This window comes from Herbaspirillum frisingense GSF30 (genome assembly GCF_000300975.2).
In the GTDB taxonomy this organism is placed as follows: Bacteria; Pseudomonadota; Gammaproteobacteria; order Burkholderiales; family Burkholderiaceae_D; genus Herbaspirillum; species Herbaspirillum frisingense.
In genome coordinates this window covers 147,079-163,048 of the sequence record NZ_AEEC02000008.1, presented here as the reverse complement: position 1 = coordinate 163,048, position 15,970 = coordinate 147,079, and the positions used below count along the sequence as shown (strand labels likewise).

The 15,970-nt window shown below is 61.3% G+C and carries 9 protein-coding genes; 5 read left to right on the top strand and 4 right to left on the bottom strand.

The features are described from left to right. Nucleotides 1-234 precede the first annotated feature (234 nt). Genes HFRIS_RS08235 through HFRIS_RS08220 form a run of 4 tightly spaced genes read left to right on the top strand, consistent with a single transcriptional unit; the run spans nt 235 to nt 6,318 of the window. Nucleotides 235-3,735: a response regulator gene (locus HFRIS_RS08235; RefSeq protein WP_006462837.1), complete on the top strand. Its 3,501-nt coding sequence runs from the start codon at nt 235-237 to the stop codon at nt 3,733-3,735. After that, nucleotides 3,720-4,571: a CheR family methyltransferase gene (locus HFRIS_RS08230; protein ID WP_006462836.1), complete on the top strand. Its 852-nt coding sequence runs from the start codon at nt 3,720-3,722 to the stop codon at nt 4,569-4,571. The genes HFRIS_RS08235 and HFRIS_RS08230 overlap by 16 nt, the downstream gene beginning before the upstream one ends. Beyond that, entirely contained in the window at nt 4,568-5,203 is a 636-nt protein-coding gene (locus HFRIS_RS08225) for a chemotaxis protein CheB (RefSeq protein ID WP_006462835.1), read from the top strand. The genes HFRIS_RS08230 and HFRIS_RS08225 overlap by 4 nt, the downstream gene beginning before the upstream one ends. Further along, a complete protein-coding gene (locus HFRIS_RS08220; protein ID WP_039874952.1) occupies nt 5,200-6,318 on the top strand; it encodes a hybrid sensor histidine kinase/response regulator in 1,119 nt (372 codons plus the stop codon). Before HFRIS_RS08225 ends, HFRIS_RS08220 begins: the two co-directional genes overlap by 4 nt. A 130-nt stretch (nt 6,319-6,448) precedes the next feature. On the opposite strand, the gene HFRIS_RS08215 is transcribed toward HFRIS_RS08220, so the two are convergent. The 3 genes from HFRIS_RS08215 to mgtA form a co-directional block, all read right to left on the bottom strand. Then, the gene (locus HFRIS_RS08215) at nt 6,449-7,525 is read right to left on the bottom strand and encodes a DUF6708 domain-containing protein (RefSeq protein ID WP_039874951.1); all 1,077 of its coding nucleotides are present in this window, start codon (nt 7,523-7,525) and stop codon (nt 6,449-6,451) included. A 2-nt stretch (nt 7,526-7,527) separates the two neighbouring features. After that, on the bottom strand, nt 7,528-10,032 hold the full coding sequence (locus tag HFRIS_RS25420; RefSeq protein WP_006462832.1) for a T6SS effector BTH_I2691 family protein: 2,505 nt from the start codon (nt 10,030-10,032) through the stop codon (nt 7,528-7,530). 528 nt (nt 10,033-10,560) lie between these two features. Next, nucleotides 10,561-13,323, bottom strand: a complete 2,763-nt coding sequence (gene mgtA / locus HFRIS_RS08205; RefSeq protein WP_006462831.1) for a magnesium-translocating P-type ATPase — start codon at nt 13,321-13,323, stop codon at nt 10,561-10,563. An 863-nt stretch (nt 13,324-14,186) separates the two neighbouring features. On the opposite strand from mgtA, the gene HFRIS_RS08200 reads away from it, so the two are divergent. Next, complete coding sequence (locus tag HFRIS_RS08200; protein WP_006462830.1) at nt 14,187-14,369, top strand: hypothetical protein; 183 nt, start codon at nt 14,187-14,189, stop codon at nt 14,367-14,369. 274 nt (nt 14,370-14,643) lie between these two features. On the opposite strand, the gene HFRIS_RS08195 is transcribed toward HFRIS_RS08200, so the two are convergent. Next, complete coding sequence (locus HFRIS_RS08195; protein WP_006462829.1) at nt 14,644-15,849, bottom strand: diguanylate cyclase; 1,206 nt, start codon at nt 15,847-15,849, stop codon at nt 14,644-14,646. Between the last annotated feature and the right edge of the window lie 121 nt (nt 15,850-15,970).

The window sequence follows — 15,970 nt, the reverse complement described above, 5'->3', positions numbered from 1 at the left end:
ACCGAACCGGCGGGCGCCTGTCCTAGCCGGGTTCATGCAGCCTCAGGCAGTCCCGGGCAATCCCGGGCCGGGCGCAGCGTGAACCGGAAGGCCACCGTATAATGGCCGGCTTTCCGTGTGGCAAAAGGCAAGACCAGGGGAGGGGGGCAAAGAACCCCCGCAGCTCGACCAACGATTCGAACAACGGAGCGCACCGTGCGGGTTTATTCCAGCCAAGCAGAAGAACGTATTGCCATGTTGAAGCGCCAGGGCAAGGGCGCATTTTCCGGCCCACCACTACCGATGGGACCCCTGATCGGGTTTTCGGTGGCGATCGTGGCGGTCGTCCTGATCGCCCTGTTCACCTACGAAGCCTCGGTCAGCCGGGGGGAAGCGGCCAATGCCGTCTCGCACACCATGCAGGTGCGCGAGCAGTTGCAGAATCTGGTTTCCACCCTCAAGGATGCCGAAACCAGCCAGCGCGGCTTCCTGCTGACCGGCACCGAAAGCTATCTCAGTCCCTATAACCAGGCGCGGGCCGCCTTGCCGGGCGAGATCACGCGCCTGCGCGAGCTGATCGTCGACAACCCCGACCAGGTCAAGCGCCTGTCGCAGGTGGAACGGGTGGTCAACGACAAGATGGAAGAACTGGCCGAGACCATCACCCGACGCCGCAATGGCGATGCCGCTGGCGCGCTGGCGGTGGTGCAATCGGATCGCGGCAAGATGTCCATGGACCGCGTGCGCACCCTGACCCGCGACATGGAAGAGCAGGAGCGCGACCTGCTGACCGCACGTCAGTCCGACTGGCGTGATGCAGTCGCCTTTTCCACCGCCGTGGCCTGGGGTGGTTCGGCCCTGCTGCTGGTATTGATCGCCGCTGCTGCCGTCACCACCTCGCGCGACTATCGTTCGCGGGAGAAGCAGACCTGGATCCGCGCCGGACAGATGGGCTTGGCCGAGCGCCTGCAGGGCGAGCAGCGCCTGAGCACCCTGGGCGAAAACACGCTGGCCTTCCTCACGGCCTACCTGAACGCGCAGGTCGGCGCCATCTACCTGCGCACCGATGGCGGCGATTTCCAGCGCTTCGCAGCCTATGCCCTGGAAGATGAGGGCGAGCAGCAGATCCAGCCCAATCTGCGGGACGGCCAGGGTCTGCTGGGCCAGGCGGCCAAGCTCAATCGCGCCATGCATGTCAAGGATGTACCTGAGCACTATCTCACTGTCTCCTCGGCCGTGGGGCGTCATCAGCCGCGTGAGTTGCTGATCGTCCCGGCCTCGGTGGATGGCACGGTGCAGGCCGTGTTCGAGCTCGGCTTCCTGCGTCGGGTGCGCGCCGAGGAAGAAGAATTGCTGGCCCGCCTGTCGGACCAGATCGCCATCGCCGTGCGCTCCTCCAAGGACCGCACCCGCCTGGAAGAACTGCTGGAAGAGACCCAGCGCCAGTCCGAGGAATTACAGGCCCAGCAGGAGGAACTGCGGGTCAACAATGAAGAACTGGAAGAGCAGGGACAGGCCCTGAAGGCCTCGCAGCTGCGCCTGGAAACCCAGCAGGCCGAGCTGGAGGAAACCAATGCCCAGCTGGAAGAGCAGGCCCAGTTGCTGGAACTGCAGAAGGACGACCTGGCCAAGACCCAGGTGGTGCTGGTGGACAAGGCCACCGAACTGGAGCGCGCCAACCAGTACAAGAGCGAGTTCCTGGCCAACATGAGCCACGAACTGCGCACCCCGCTGAACTCCACCCTGATCCTGGCCAAGCTGCTGGCCGACAACAAACAGGGCAACCTGACCGACGAACAGGTGCGTTTCGCCCAGACCATCTCGTCGGCCGGCAACGATCTGCTGGCACTGATCAACGATATCCTCGACCTTTCCAAGATGGAGGCCGGCAAGCTCGATATCGTCTCCGAATCCTTCGTGGTGACCAAGCTGGCCGAGGAACTCAAGGCCAGCTTTGCCATGACCGCCCAGCAGAAGGGCCTGGGCTTCAAGGTGGAGGTGGAGCCGGGCGTGCCGCAGCGCATGGAAACCGACATGCAGCGCCTGGGCCAGATCCTCAAGAATCTGCTCTCCAACGCCATCAAGTTCACCGAGAAGGGTGAGGTCAGCCTGCGCGTCTATGCCGACGCCCAGAACCGCATCGCCTTCGCCGTGCGCGATACCGGCATCGGTATTGGCGAGGACCAGCATCAGTTCATCTTCGAAGCCTTCCGTCAGGCCGATGGCAGCACCCACCGCAAATACGGCGGCACCGGTCTGGGCCTGTCGATCTCGCGTGACCTGGCACAGCTGCTGGGTGGCGATATCACCGTGCAGAGCCGGCCGGGCGAGGGCAGCATCTTTACGCTCTCGCTGCCGCAGGTCTACAGCGGTGACCAGGCCATCCTGCGTGCACCGGCGACGGCGCCGAAGTCGGCAAATGCCGCTGCCGCAGCCTCGACACTGCAGGCGGCCCAGGTGGCCACGGCGCCGGACGTGCGCGTTGCCAGTGCCTCGGCGCCGGCTGCCCCACCGACACGCCTGCAGGAGATCGCCATCGACGACGACCGCCACCGGATCGAGGCCACTGCACGCCTGATCCTGGTGATCGAGGACGATCCGGCCTTCGCCATGATCCTGCGCGACCTGGCCCATGAGATGGGTTTCCAGTGCGTCGTCACGCACTCCGCCAACGAAGGCGTGGCCGCTGCCGAGATGTATCGTCCCAGCGCCATCCTGATGGACATGAACCTGCCCGACTTCTCCGGTCTGGGTGTGCTGGACCAGATCAAGCGCAATCCCAAGACCCGCCACATCCCGGTGCACGTGGTGTCGGTGGCCGACTATTCGCAAGAGGCCATGGAGCGCGGCGCCATCGGTTACGCACTCAAGCCGGTGCAGCGCGAAGAACTGATCGGCGCCATCCGCAAGCTGGAAGCCAAGTTCCTGCAAGGCCTGCGGCATGTGCTGGTGGTCGAGGACGACGCCCGCCAGCTCGACAGCATCCGCCAGTTGCTGGCCGGCGAGAACATCAACCTGGTCGGTGTGCGTACTGCCACGGACGCCCTGGCGCGCCTGCGCGAGACCACCTTCGACTGCATGGTGATGGACCTGAACCTGCCCGACCTGTCCGGCTACCAGTTGCTGGAAAAGATGGCCGAGCAGGAGCATGTGGCCTTCCCGCCGGTGATCGTCTATACCGGCCGCTCGCTCTCGGCCGAGGAAGAGCAGAATCTGCGCCGCTTCTCGCGCTCCATCATCATCAAGGATGCGCGTTCGCCGGAGCGCCTGCTGGATGAGGTGACGCTGTTCCTGCACCAGGTGGAAACCACGCTGCCGCCGGAAAGCCAGCGCCTGCTCAAGGTGGCGCGCGACCGCGAGACGGTCTTCGAAGGCCGTCGCATCCTGGTGGTGGAAGACGATGTGCGCAACATCTTTGCGCTTTCCTCGGTGCTGGAGCCCAAGGGCATGAAGGTCGAGATCGCCCGTAACGGCCGGGAGGCCCTGGATGCGCTGCAACGCAGCCAGGACAAGCCCGGCGCCGTCATCGACCTGGTGCTGATGGATATCATGATGCCGGAGATGGACGGCCTGACCGCCATGCGCGAGATCCGCAAGCAGGCCATCTGGAAGCGCCTGCCCATCATCGCGCTGACCGCCAAGGCGATGAAGGATGACCAGGAGAAATGCCTGGCCGCCGGCGCCAACGATTACATCGCCAAGCCCCTGGATGTGGAAAAACTGCTGTCCCTGGTACGTGTATGGATGCCCAAATAAACCAGGCCCTGGCCAACCGGCATTTCGATATCGAGATGCAGTTGCTGCTGGACGCCATCTACCTGAAGTATCACTGCGATTTTCGCGGCTATGCCGGCGCCTCCCTGAAGCGTCGCCTGGCCACGGCCATGATCCGTTTCGGCTGCGACACCCTCTCGCAGCTGCAGGACAAGGTGCTGCATGATGCCACCGTCTTCCCGGCGCTGATGGACTACCTCACGGTGCAGGTCAGCGAGATGTTCCGCGATCCTGGCTACTTCAAGGCGCTGCGCGAGAAGGTGATGCCGCTGTTGCGCACCTATCCCTCGCTGAAGATCTGGGTGGCCGGCTGCAGCAGTGGCGAGGAAGTCTATTCCCTGGCCATCCTGTTGCGCGAGGAAGGCCTGCTTGAACGCAGCATCATCTACGCCACCGACATCAACCAGACTGCGCTCAAGAAGGCCGAGGCCGGCGTCTACGAGCTGGACCGCATTCCCGGCTTCACCAGCAATCACCAGAAATCCGGAGCAAGGACTTCGCTTTCGGATTACTATACGGCGGCTTATGGTGCCGTCGTGTTTGACAAGTCTTTGCGCCGGAATGTGGTCTTTTCCGACCACAGCCTGGCCACCGACAGTGTGTTTGCAGAGATGCACCTGGTGTCTTGCCGCAACGTGCTGATCTATTTCAACCGCCATCTGCAGGAGCGCGCCCTCGGGCTGTTCCGCGAATCGCTGGTGCGCAAGGGCTTCCTCGGCCTGGGCTCGAAGGAGTCGCTGCGCTTCTCCTCGCATGGCGTGGCCTTCGACGAGGTGGACCGCGAGGAACGCCTGTTCCAGAAGAAGGGCGAGCTGTGAGTACCGTCACCTTGCCTTCGCTGGAGGGCCGCAACATCGCGGCCGTGGTCATCGGTGCCTCCGCCGGCGGCATAGAGGCGCTCTCGGAAATCCTCCCGGCGCTGCGTCGTGGCGCGGCAGTGGCGACCATGGTGGTGCTGCACCTGCCGCGCGAACGGCCCAGCCTGCTGCCGCAGATCTTTGCCGACCGTTGTGCCCAGCCGGTGGTGGAAGCGCAGGACAAGCTGCCCGCCCAGCCCGGCGTGATCCATTTTGCGCCGCCGGATTATCATCTGCTGGTCGACCGCGGCGAGGACGGCCCCTTGCTGGCCATGTCCAATGATGAACTGGTCAATTTTTCGCGACCGGCCATCGACGTGCTGTTCGAGTCGGCTGCCGATGTCTACCGCGAGCGCTTGCTGGGCATTGTCCTCACCGGTGGCAACCACGATGGCGCGGCCGGCTTGCAGGCCATCGGTCGCGCCGGCGGCATGACGGTGGTGCAAAGCCCGCAACAGGCGCAGGTGCCTTACATGCCGGCACAGGCACTGGCGCTGGGCAAGATCGACCATGTGCTCACGCTCTCGCAGATCGCCGATCTGCTGCGTACCCTGGGCGTACAGGGGAATGACCAGGAAAAGGAACGCAGGTGATAGAACAACAGAAACAAAGAGACCTGCCACGGGTGAAATTCCTGCTGGTCGATGATCTCGAAGAAAACTTGCTGGCCTTGTCGGCGCTGCTGCAGCGTGACGATGTCGAACTGCTGCTGGCGCGCTCGGGCATGGAAGCCCTTGAGCTGCTGCTGCAGCACGAGGTGGCACTGGCCTTCATTGACGTACAGATGCCGGTCATGGACGGCTTCGAACTGGCCGAACTGATCCGCGGCAGCGAACGCACCCGCAACGTGCCGCTGATCTTCGTGACGGCCGGCGTGCGCGACGAACGCCGCCTGTTCAAGGGTTACGAGAGCGGCGCGGTGGATTTTCTCTACAAGCCCATCGAACCGCACATCCTGCGCAACAAGGCGGAGGTGTTCTTCCAGCTGTATCGTCAGAAGCAGCAACTGGCGCTGGAACTGCACGAGCGCACGGAGACCTTGCGCCTCAACGAGATGTTCGTCGCCATCCTCGGCCACGATCTGCGCAATCCGCTCAGTGCCGTGGTGATGGCGGCCACGCTGATGCAGCGGACCTACAAGGAAGAGGTGGCGCAAAAGGCCTCGCAGCAGATCCTCAACGGCGGCAAGCGCATGGCCAAGCTGATCGAGAACATGCTGGACCTGGCCCGCGCCCGCCTGGCAGGCGGCATTCCGCTGGTGCGCGCCAGTGCCTGCCTGGGTGAGATCACCGAGCGGGTAGTGCAGGAATACCAGGCCACTTATCCGGGCAGCGTCATCGAACGTCGCATCGAGGGTGACGACAATGGCTACTGGGACGGCGACCGCCTGGGCCAGGTAGCGGCCAACCTGCTGGGCAATGCCCTGCAGCATGGCGAGCCGGGCCATCCGGTCTGCATCGGCATCGATGGACGCAGCGAGCACGAGGTGGTGATGGTGATCGCCAATCGCGGCGTGATCCCGGAAGCGCTGCTGCCGGTGATCTTCGATCCCTTCCGCGGTGGCGAGCGCGAGATTGGGCGCAAGGAAGGCCTGGGACTGGGTCTCTTCATCGCCCAGCAGATCGTCAAGGCACATGGCGGCAGCATCAGCATGACCTCCGATGACCAGGTGCAGACCATGGTGACGGTGCGCTTGCCGCGCCGTTGAGCGATACCGATATTTTCCCATCGAGACGGGGCAGACTTGGAAGAACCGGCATTGGCTTCGTGGCGCCAATGCCGTTCAACTGGCAGGGTTTGTCGTGTTGACTGCTCGAAATATCCTTATCACGCAAAGGTCAACATTTGGGCGGTACATCTTTTGCCCAGAGCAAGGCATTGGCGGTGGGATCTTTTTCGCCAGACCAGTTTTCCATTTCCTTTTTGTCGCCTTCCGGATATTCATGGCGATCCATTGCATGCGTTGTTTCTGCCCATCCGATGGGTGTGCGGCCGGAGGGCTCATTGAAAGGATCCTCTGGATCGATGACACTGACCTTGTTCACGGCGTCAGGCCAGATCGGATCACGGCAAGTCCATAGCGCCATCAGGCGGTAGCTGGTCATTAACAGAATGAGCGGCATCATCGAGATGCGATGGGCGGCGCTGGCGCGCATTCCGAAGTCGTACATGCAGAATAGAAAGCTCTCCAGCATGTTCTCTTTTTCTTTGAAGAAGAGGAGAGGTTTAGGTAAATCAGCCGGCCCCTGATTCATGTACCAGCACCAATAGTTCCACTGCGAAAGTAGGCCAGTGAGGCATTCGTCTTCTTCCCATGTTCGCCCAATTGCGAATGCACGTATGACGTTGCCGTTCTGATCCACCTCGTAATGTCGGATATGAAAAACGTGCCTGCGTTGGACGATTCCGCGGTGGATGCAAAAAATGGCCTTGTCGTCCCAGGGGACTTCCCATGTGATATCTCCCTCACCCGGCTTGGAAAAGAATCTACGACGACGAATCGCGTATATTTTTCTCTCCTCGCGATTGAAGCGGATAGGGCGACGCCGCAGCGAAAAGAATTCGTCTCGGCCGTATTTGAGCGCCATATATGTGAAATAGATGATTGAGCTGATGGAAAGGCAACAGAGAGCAGCAATTGCAAAATTAAGTCTTGGTACTGGATTTGACGCAATCAATACGAGCGGCGTAATAGATATTATTGCCATGAACACCGTGCCTAGGACGCCTCCAGCCTGCCAATGTCGCTCTCGATATGGCTGATCAGTTACCTCCATAAAGGTGGAGTTGATCCTGAAAATAGTACTGGTGTCTTTACACTCGGAACTGACTGGCTTGTTGATCGGGAGTCGGTGTTTTAGGTCCCATTCTGGAATTGGGTATCCTGGCTTATATTGGTATATACGCTCATCCATTTTTAGGCCCCCACCGCGTCGTGATATCCCTTTAACTGGTGCTCAAAGGAATCGTATTTTTCCCCTATGGAAAATTCGCAACGCGATATCCACGTCTTTAGTGAGCTGTTATTGATGAGCGCGATGGTTATTCCGACGGCTACAGAGAGTAGGAGAATAGGCCAGAATAGCGGGCCTAATGAATAGAAAGCGGCTAAAGCAATTCGGGCGCCCAAGATACTATTCGAAAAATAGAGGAACGCAAGGGTATCCTTATCGTCCTTTAAAGCATTAGTCATATTCACAGAAATATCGTAAGCGGCAGCACCAAGGCCCGCGAGCATCCCGACCGCTCGCGCGCCCATCACGATCCTTCCTAGAAGCTTCTCGTCCAAAGCCCATTGCCTCCGAATAAAGGCCGCTAGCGGGTGCTCCGTAGATTTCTCTACAGTGACCGCAACCGTCTCGACGATGGTCGCGCCTAAGCTGAGGATCGCCACGGTAGCCTTGACTCGTGTCTCCTCTTGGTTGAACTGATCATTGTTAGCCAGATCCTTCATGGCAAAATTGAGCGCCATCATCTGCACGATAATGGTCACCACCCCCAGCCTGAAATCCCGCGGCGACGAGGACCCAAGCCACTTCTGCGCCAGCGCAATACCCGGAATCCCCATGCCCTTGATCGTCCCGGGAGCGATACGCCCCTCTTTTTCCAGCCTGGGAATATCGAGTTCATAAGCGATAACGTTTGTGGTCGCCTTCGCACGCCTGACCGCACTACGTGCCTCGGCACGGGCGTCCGCCCTGGTCTGCCGCCGATGGGTGTCAAGTTTGATGCCTTGCTCTTGTGCCTGGGTGATGGCCCATCGAGCTATATCGGTAGCACTTGCGTTGCTGACCTTGAGGCTGCTGCCGGCCAGCAATTTCAGATGAACCATCGCCAGCGAACGGGCTATGCTCTGGCCGCCTTTGACCAGAGAGCGGCTGATGACATTGCCGGTCGTCAGTGCAAGGTGATCAATCAATTGCGTGGCCTGCTGCGGATCGTGAAGTCGGTCGATGGCGCCTTTGTAGATGTTGAGGATGTTCTCAACCTGGATATCGCTGCCCTTGAGCTGCGGCTCCGTCGCAGCGATGATGTCGGCCTGGTTGTAAAGCAATGCACGGCCGTACAGGTTGCGCGGGCTTTTCAGGTTCTCGTCCGAGATCCAGCTGGTAAGCTGGTCGATGCAAGGCTGGGTGCAGACTGCATGGCCGATGCATTGCGATACCGATTCGTTGTAGGCATAGCCGCTGCGGATATCGGCATCGTCGTGGACGGCCTCCATCCAGTTCGCCAGTTGCTCGCTCCTGAGCCAGCCGACATGGGTCATCACCAGCTGAAGGTAGCGTGGTTCGAATTCCTTGAGCGCGGCTTCATAGATGGCGGGGAAGGCCTTCAGCTTCTTCTCGTCCAGGGTCGGCTTGCCATTGTCATGAGTCAGATCATGCCAGGCCTCGTCTGCGGCGGCCTCTTGCCGACCGGCCTTGTCGATCCCGTACTTTCTTCTTTTCTCTTGTTGCTTCTTCTCGTAGCGCTCAAGCCCACCCGCCTTGAAGACGGCCATCCACCCCTTCAACCCAGCGTAGAGATTGCCATCGGGATGATGCTTGCTTACCTCGTCGATCGTGTCGTCGAGGTTTACGTCGTTACGGGCTTCACGACGTACGTGTTGTTCCGTCATGGCCAGGATGTCGGCGATGACCTTGGATTGATGCACCTTTTCATCGAATCCTGCATGCAATCCCGGTACGGTCAGTTCGCTGAAGTCGTTGGTCATGCCGACCGGGTCATTGAGGGCGGCGATGTAGCCTTTGAAGTGGGGTTCCTGTTGCGCCATGATGCCGTTGAAGCGCGCCTTGGTGGCGTATTTCAGGCTCTCGAAATCGACGGGGGTGTTGCTGAATGAAAAGGCCTTCTTCATTGCATCTGTGTTGGCAGCGAAATGCGAGACCTTCTCCGCGCAGGCGCTGAATTCGCCGGTATGCGCCGCACTGCCCGCCAGCAGGGCGGGGATGGCGATGCAGCGCATGTGTTTCTTGCGCCAGCTTGCATCGCTGACTTTCTTGATCAGGGTCTTGGTCCACTGCACATTGGACCAGCCTATCCAGAAGTTACCTGCGGGGTCGGCATCGGTGTGCTCGATGTCGACGCAATAGGCACGTACGACTTCGCTGGCTTCGATACAGGCGAACCGGATTGTCGAGGGATGGGGCGTGTTGTGTTCCAGCGGATAGTTCCACAGATGCCCGCTGGGCAGGACGACATAGGCCTTGAGCCGCTGGCGCCGCTCGTCATAGGTATAGAGATAGCCGGGGCGCAGCGCACGCAGGGTGTACTTGGCGGCACCTGCGGCCTGGGGTGCGTCTTCGATGCGGAAATTGCCGGATAGCCCCGGTACGCCGTCCGCGCCATATGGACTGGCGATGGCGTAGCGGACCGGGTAGATCAGCAGGCCTTTCTTGTGGCAGAAATTACAGTTGGTCATCGTGCTGCTCCTCTGGATGGGGACATGAGACGGTGGAGCTCTTCCATCTGCCGGTAATCGACGTGGTCGAGCCGGGCGAGGAGGGCGCTCCAGTTGGTTGCGCCGCTGGACAGTGCGGTCCATGCGTCGCTTGATGCGGGATGCTCAGGAAAGGCTGCGCCGTGGGGCAGACGAGAATTGCAGGATGCGGTGGGGCTGTGGCTGAGGGGTGGGGATTGCCCAGCCGATGTTGTGTCGATGCATGCCAGTCTTTCTACGGGAGGGGATGGTTTCCCGTGGAAAGCAGATGCGGTTCAAGCAGGGCCAGATCGGGAAAGCGCAGATGGTTGCATGGCGCCAGCGCGACGTCTGTTGAATTGCTTCGATAAATGATGTGTTTTTGCCGCGGCAGAAGCCATCGAAGCGCAGTGCAATAAAGACGACGGCGATGCACACGTCAAGCGCGCATCGCCGTCTTTGTGGAATTGAATGGGGACCTTAGCGTGGCATCAGTTTCATTGAACTGCCTTTTGCTGGCCGCGACCGAACCTACTGCCAGCCATACCGCCGCGTATACCAGCCCTTCATCGCCTGGATCAGCACCGCATAGGCCACCAGGATCGCCACCAGCCAAGGGAAGTAGGACAGTGGCAACGCTTCCAGCTTGAAATAGTGCGCCAGCGGCGTCATCGGGATGGCGATGCCGATGGCCATGATCACCAGCGTCATTCCCATCAGCGGCCAGGAGGCGCGGCTCTGGAAGAAGGGGATGCGACGGGTGCGGATCATGTGCACGATCAGGGTCTGCGAGAGCAGGCCTTCGATGAACCAGCCGGACTGGAACAGGGTCTGGTGTTCCGGCGAGCTGGCGCCGAAGACGAACCACATCAGTGCGAAGGTGCTGATGTCGAAGATCGAGCTGATCGGACCGAAGAAGACCATGAAGCGACCGATGTCGCCGGCATCCCAGCGTTGCGGTTTTTCCAGGAACTCCTTGTCGACGTTGTCGAAGGGGATTGAGATCTGCGAGACGTCGTACAGCAGGTTCTGCACCAGCAGATGCAAGGGCAGCATCGGCAGGAAGGGCAGGAAGGCACTGGCGATCAATACCGAGAAGACATTGCCGAAGTTGGAGCTGGCCGTCATCTTGATGTACTTCAGCATGTTGGCGAAGGTCTTGCGGCCTTCCAGCACGCCTTCTTCCAGCACCATCAGGCTCTTTTCCAGCAGGATGAGATCAGCCGCTTCCTTGGCGATATCGACAGCAGTATCGACCGAGATGCCGATGTCGGCCGCGCGCAGGGCCGGGGCGTCGTTGATGCCGTCGCCCATGAAGCCGACCACGTGACCACGATCATGCAGCACGCGCACGATGCGCTCCTTGTGGGCCGGCGAGAGCTTGGCGAAGACGGTTACGGTTTCCACCGCTTCGGACAATTCGGCGTCGCTCATCTTTTCCACATAGGAACCGAGCAGCATGCCCTTGACCTCCAGCCCGACCTCGCGGCAGATCTTGGCAGTCACCAGTTCGTTGTCGCCGGTGAGGATCTTGACCTTCACACCATGGGCGCGCAGGGCGGCCAGCGCCGGTGCGGTGGATTCCTTGGGCGGATCGAGGAAGGCGATGTAGCCGATCAGGACCAGGTCCGATTCATCGGCCAGGCTATAGACCTCCTTGGTCGGCGGCAGATCGCGGGCGGCCACGCCGACCACGCGCAGGCCTTCGGCGTTGAGGCTGCCGGTGGTGGCGCGGATTTCTTCCAGCAGTTCGGCGGTGAGCGGCACGATCTGGCCGTTCACGCGGGCGTGCGAGCAGACCGAGACGATCTCTTCCACCGCGCCCTTGCAGATCAGCTCATGGTGGTCTTCGCGCTCGGAGACCACCACCGACATGCGGCGGCGCTGGAAGTCGAAGGGAATCTCATCGACCTTGCGATAGGCCGAGGCGATCGACATCTCGCGCTGCAGTTCTGCGTGTTCCAGAACGGCCACGTCCAGCAGGTTCTTCAGACCGGTCTGGTAGTAGCTGTTGAGGTAGGCGTACTGCAGCACTTCGTCATCGGGCTCGCCGTGGATGTCGGTGTGGCGTTCCAGGAAGATCTTGTCCTGGGTCAGCGTGCCGGTCTTGTCGGTACACAGCACGTCCATGGCGCCGAAGTTCTGGATCGCATCGAGCCGCTTGACGATCACCTTCTTGCGCGACAGCGCCACCGCGCCCTTGGCCAGGGTCGAGGTGACGATCATGGGCAGCATTTCGGGCGTCAGTCCCACCGCCACCGACAGGCCGAACAGGAAGGCCTCGACCCAGTCACCCTTGGTGAAACCGTTGATGAAGAACACCACCGGGGTCATCACCAGCATGAAGCGGATCAGCAGCCAGCTGACCTTGTTCACGCCCGCGTGGAAGGCAGTGGGGGTGCGGTCGGTGGCGGTGACGCGTTCGGCCAGGGCACCGAAATAGGTGCGCTTGCCGGTGGTAAGGACCACGCCGCTGGCCGAACCACTGACCACGTTGGTGCCCATGAAGCACAGGTTGTCCAGCTCCAGCGGGCTGCTGGTGTTGAGGTTGCTGGGGGTGACGAACTTTTCCACCGGCAGCGATTCGCCGGTCATTGCGGCCTGGCTGACGAACAGGTCCTTGGCCGACAGCAGGCGCAGGTCGGCCGGGATCATGTCGCCGGCCGAGAGCAGCACGATGTCGCCCGGCACCAGATTGCGGATCGGTACTTCGACGCGACGCGCACCCTTGGGATGCAGGGTTACGTCGAAGTAGCGCTGGGCTTCGGCGGCGATCTCCTCGACCTGGTCGTGACGCATCACCGTGGCGGTGTTGCTGACCATGGCCTTGAGCTTGTCGGCGGCGGTGTTGGAGCGCGCTTCCTGGACGAAGCGCAGCAGCGTGGAGACCACCACCATGGTGCCAATCACGATGGCCGCCTTCATGTCTTCGGTGTAGAAGGACACGGCCGCCAGCAGGGTCAGCAGCAGGTTGAAGGGGTTCTTGTAGCAGTGCCACAGGTGGACTGGCCAGGTCAGCGGCTTTTCGTGTTCGACTTCATTGGGGCCGCTGTGGACGCGGATGGCGTCGGCTTCGGCCTCGGTGAGGCCATCGGGGCGCGATTGCAGGCGCTGCAGCAGGGCCTGTGCTTCGCTGCGGGAGGCCTCGCTCAGTTGTTCGGCCAGGGTCTGCGGGACTTCGCGGGTGACCGGGGCGCTGCGGAACATGTCCATGCCCAGGCGGCGGAAGTGACGATCCATGCCGCGTGCGCGGATGAAGCTGGCAAAGGTTTCTTTCAGCAGGTTCAGATTCATGACGTGCTTCTTTTCTTGTTGGTCTTCGTCCCGGGGACGAAGGATGTGCATCGCACCGGCAAGCGCTTGGACTTGCCGGCCTCGGATCAGCGCCGTGGCCGGTCCCCGCCGGCAAGGGCGCGGGCGAGCGGGCAGGGCGCGCTGGGTCTTCGCGTGTTCATGGAATGTGCATAGCCTCCGCCTGGTTGAGCGGAGCCCCTGTCATCGGCGCCTGATGGCGCAAGCAGAGCAGGCCGCGCGTGGCGATGAGCCAGGCGGGCATGCATGCGGCATGTGGCAGGCAAAAGCCGTCCCGGCGCTGCGCAGGGCAGGCAAGGCGTGGTGATGCATGCGTTGTGCCGCCGTGTCTGCGGCGGTCGATCGTCGATCTGTCGTTGTGAGGGAATATCGCTGTCGCCAGGGCGCGGGGAAACCCGTCAAACAGGCTGCGCGCTACCGACATGAGATGCCGTCATCTGCCTTGTGCAAGATGACGACAGGAAGAAGTCCTGCTGAAATCCTTGCTGAGGCTTAACCCGGAATTAACCGGCAACAACTGTCACCCGAACAAGTGCCCATGAGAGGGACTCCAGAAAATGAGAACGGGCGAATTCTACGCCCGCGCAGAAAACAGGGTCAAGGCAATTCACCCAATCTTGCCAAAAATTTGTGCATGTGCAACAGATGCGGTGTGGGCTGTCAGCCCTTTGTCAGGGCCGCCCGGCGGGCATCTCCGGGCGGTGCCTGCGCTGCTGTGCAGCACCGATTGTTCCCGCCGTTGCCTTGTCTTCCATGTCGTGCGACCTATACTCCAGACGAGGCAAGCCCCATCAAGAGTACGCGCACCACGCGCAAGACCAAGAAACTCGACCAGGAGACGCATCATGCCCAACCTCATCATGAACAACCTCATGTTCTTCATCCCGATGGCCCTGGCGGGCTTGTTGTTGTGCGGGGAGGTACCGGTGGCGTCACGAATGGTCCGTACCAGTTTGAGAGCAGTGGGCGCGGTCTTTGGCGCGCTGCTCGCCCTTTTAGTACTGGAGGCACTGCCAGTGCTAATTTAGCGGGCTTTCTGCGGCCCGCTTTGCCGCTCGTTGCGGCAATGGCCGGGGCATCGGTGCAGGCATTTCCAGGGAACCAGCCTATTCTTTGAGTTTGCCGATCGCCCCGCCTTGATTTCCCTAGGTCGATGTTTTCACAGTGGTCTCGTGGCGGCCCCGAAAACATCGGCCTTTTTTGCGTCTGCTTTTCTCGCCTGCCGGTGTCCTCGGGCAGTTGCCCCCTCCGGTCATTCCATCGATCTACCCTTCCTGCACCGTCGTCGCCGTTGGTCGCTGATCAGGGCGCTCCGTTCCTGCGTGCCAGACTGGCATCCCACACCACCAGGCGATCGCGACCACTTTCCTTGGCGCAGTACATGGCGTGGTCGGCGCGCTGCAACCAGACGAAGTGGGCTTCCATGTCCGCCGAGAAGGGCACCAGTCCTGCGCTGACGGTGCAACCGTATAAATTGTTTTCATCATTTGTGCTGCGCGCCGCCTCGACCAGGCGCTGCGAGAGCTGCAGCGCTTCGGCGGGGGCGATGTCACGCAGGATGACCACGAATTCCTCGCCCCCGTAACGACCGATGAGGTCGTCTGCCCGCAGTGCAGCACGCAGCAGGCGCGAGAAATTGCGCAAGACTTCGTCGCCCGTGAGGTGGCCGTGGGTATCGTTGATGCTCTTGAAATGGTCCAGGTCCAGCAACAGCAGGAAGGCCTGGTGACTCCCCGCGCCGCCCTGGCTGCGCTGTTCGAATTCCGCGATCAGCAGGCTTTCCCAGTAACGCCGATTGAACAGCCGGGTCAGGCCGTCGGTCTGGCTGACGATCTCGAACTCCCGTGAGCGCTCGGCCAGCTTCTTGGACATTTCATAGGTGGACTTGCCCAGCGCCAGCGGATACAACGCCATCATCGGCAGGCAGGCGAGGACGGTGGTCAGGTCGGACTGCGGCAGGAAGCGCGCATCCAGCAGCCACCAGCCCAGCGCGCAGGCGGCGATGCTGGCATACAGTCCGCGCATGAACAGGCGCAGCCCGCCGGCGGCGATATTGTCCATCGACAGCATGGAGATGATGACCGCGCTGGGGATCAGGTTGCCGTTGAGGGCGGCGATCCAGAAGCCGCCGATGGCGGCATCGATGACCAGGTTGCGCCGCTCGGCGCGATAGGGGATGGCGCTGTTGAGCGCCCAGTGGCGCGCCACGTGCGGCCACAGGTAGCCGTGGCCGAACAGCGCCAGCCAGAGTGGCCAGATCACCGGATTCTGCATGAAACCGGCTGCCACGCAGAAGAAGCCGACCCCCAGGCCGATCACGCGCAGGCGATAGATGCGCTGTACGAAGCGCACTCCCTTGCCGATCAATGCCTCCGGCGGCATGTCGTCCGCCCGCCCAGGGCGCTGGCGGTAAAGTGCCACCGGGTCGACCAGCTCGCGCAGCCTACGCAGCAGCGTCGGCGGCGAGCGCGATCCGGCGCGCTGCTCGTTGTTGGAACGGGATGGCATGGTGTGCTGTTGTTCTTTCGATCCGGTCCATTCGGGGCTAGCCATCCCGGCGTAACGGCAGGGCCAGTGCGATGACGTACGTACCGATTCAAAAAAGGGGTCCGCAAGCGTAACCCCACTA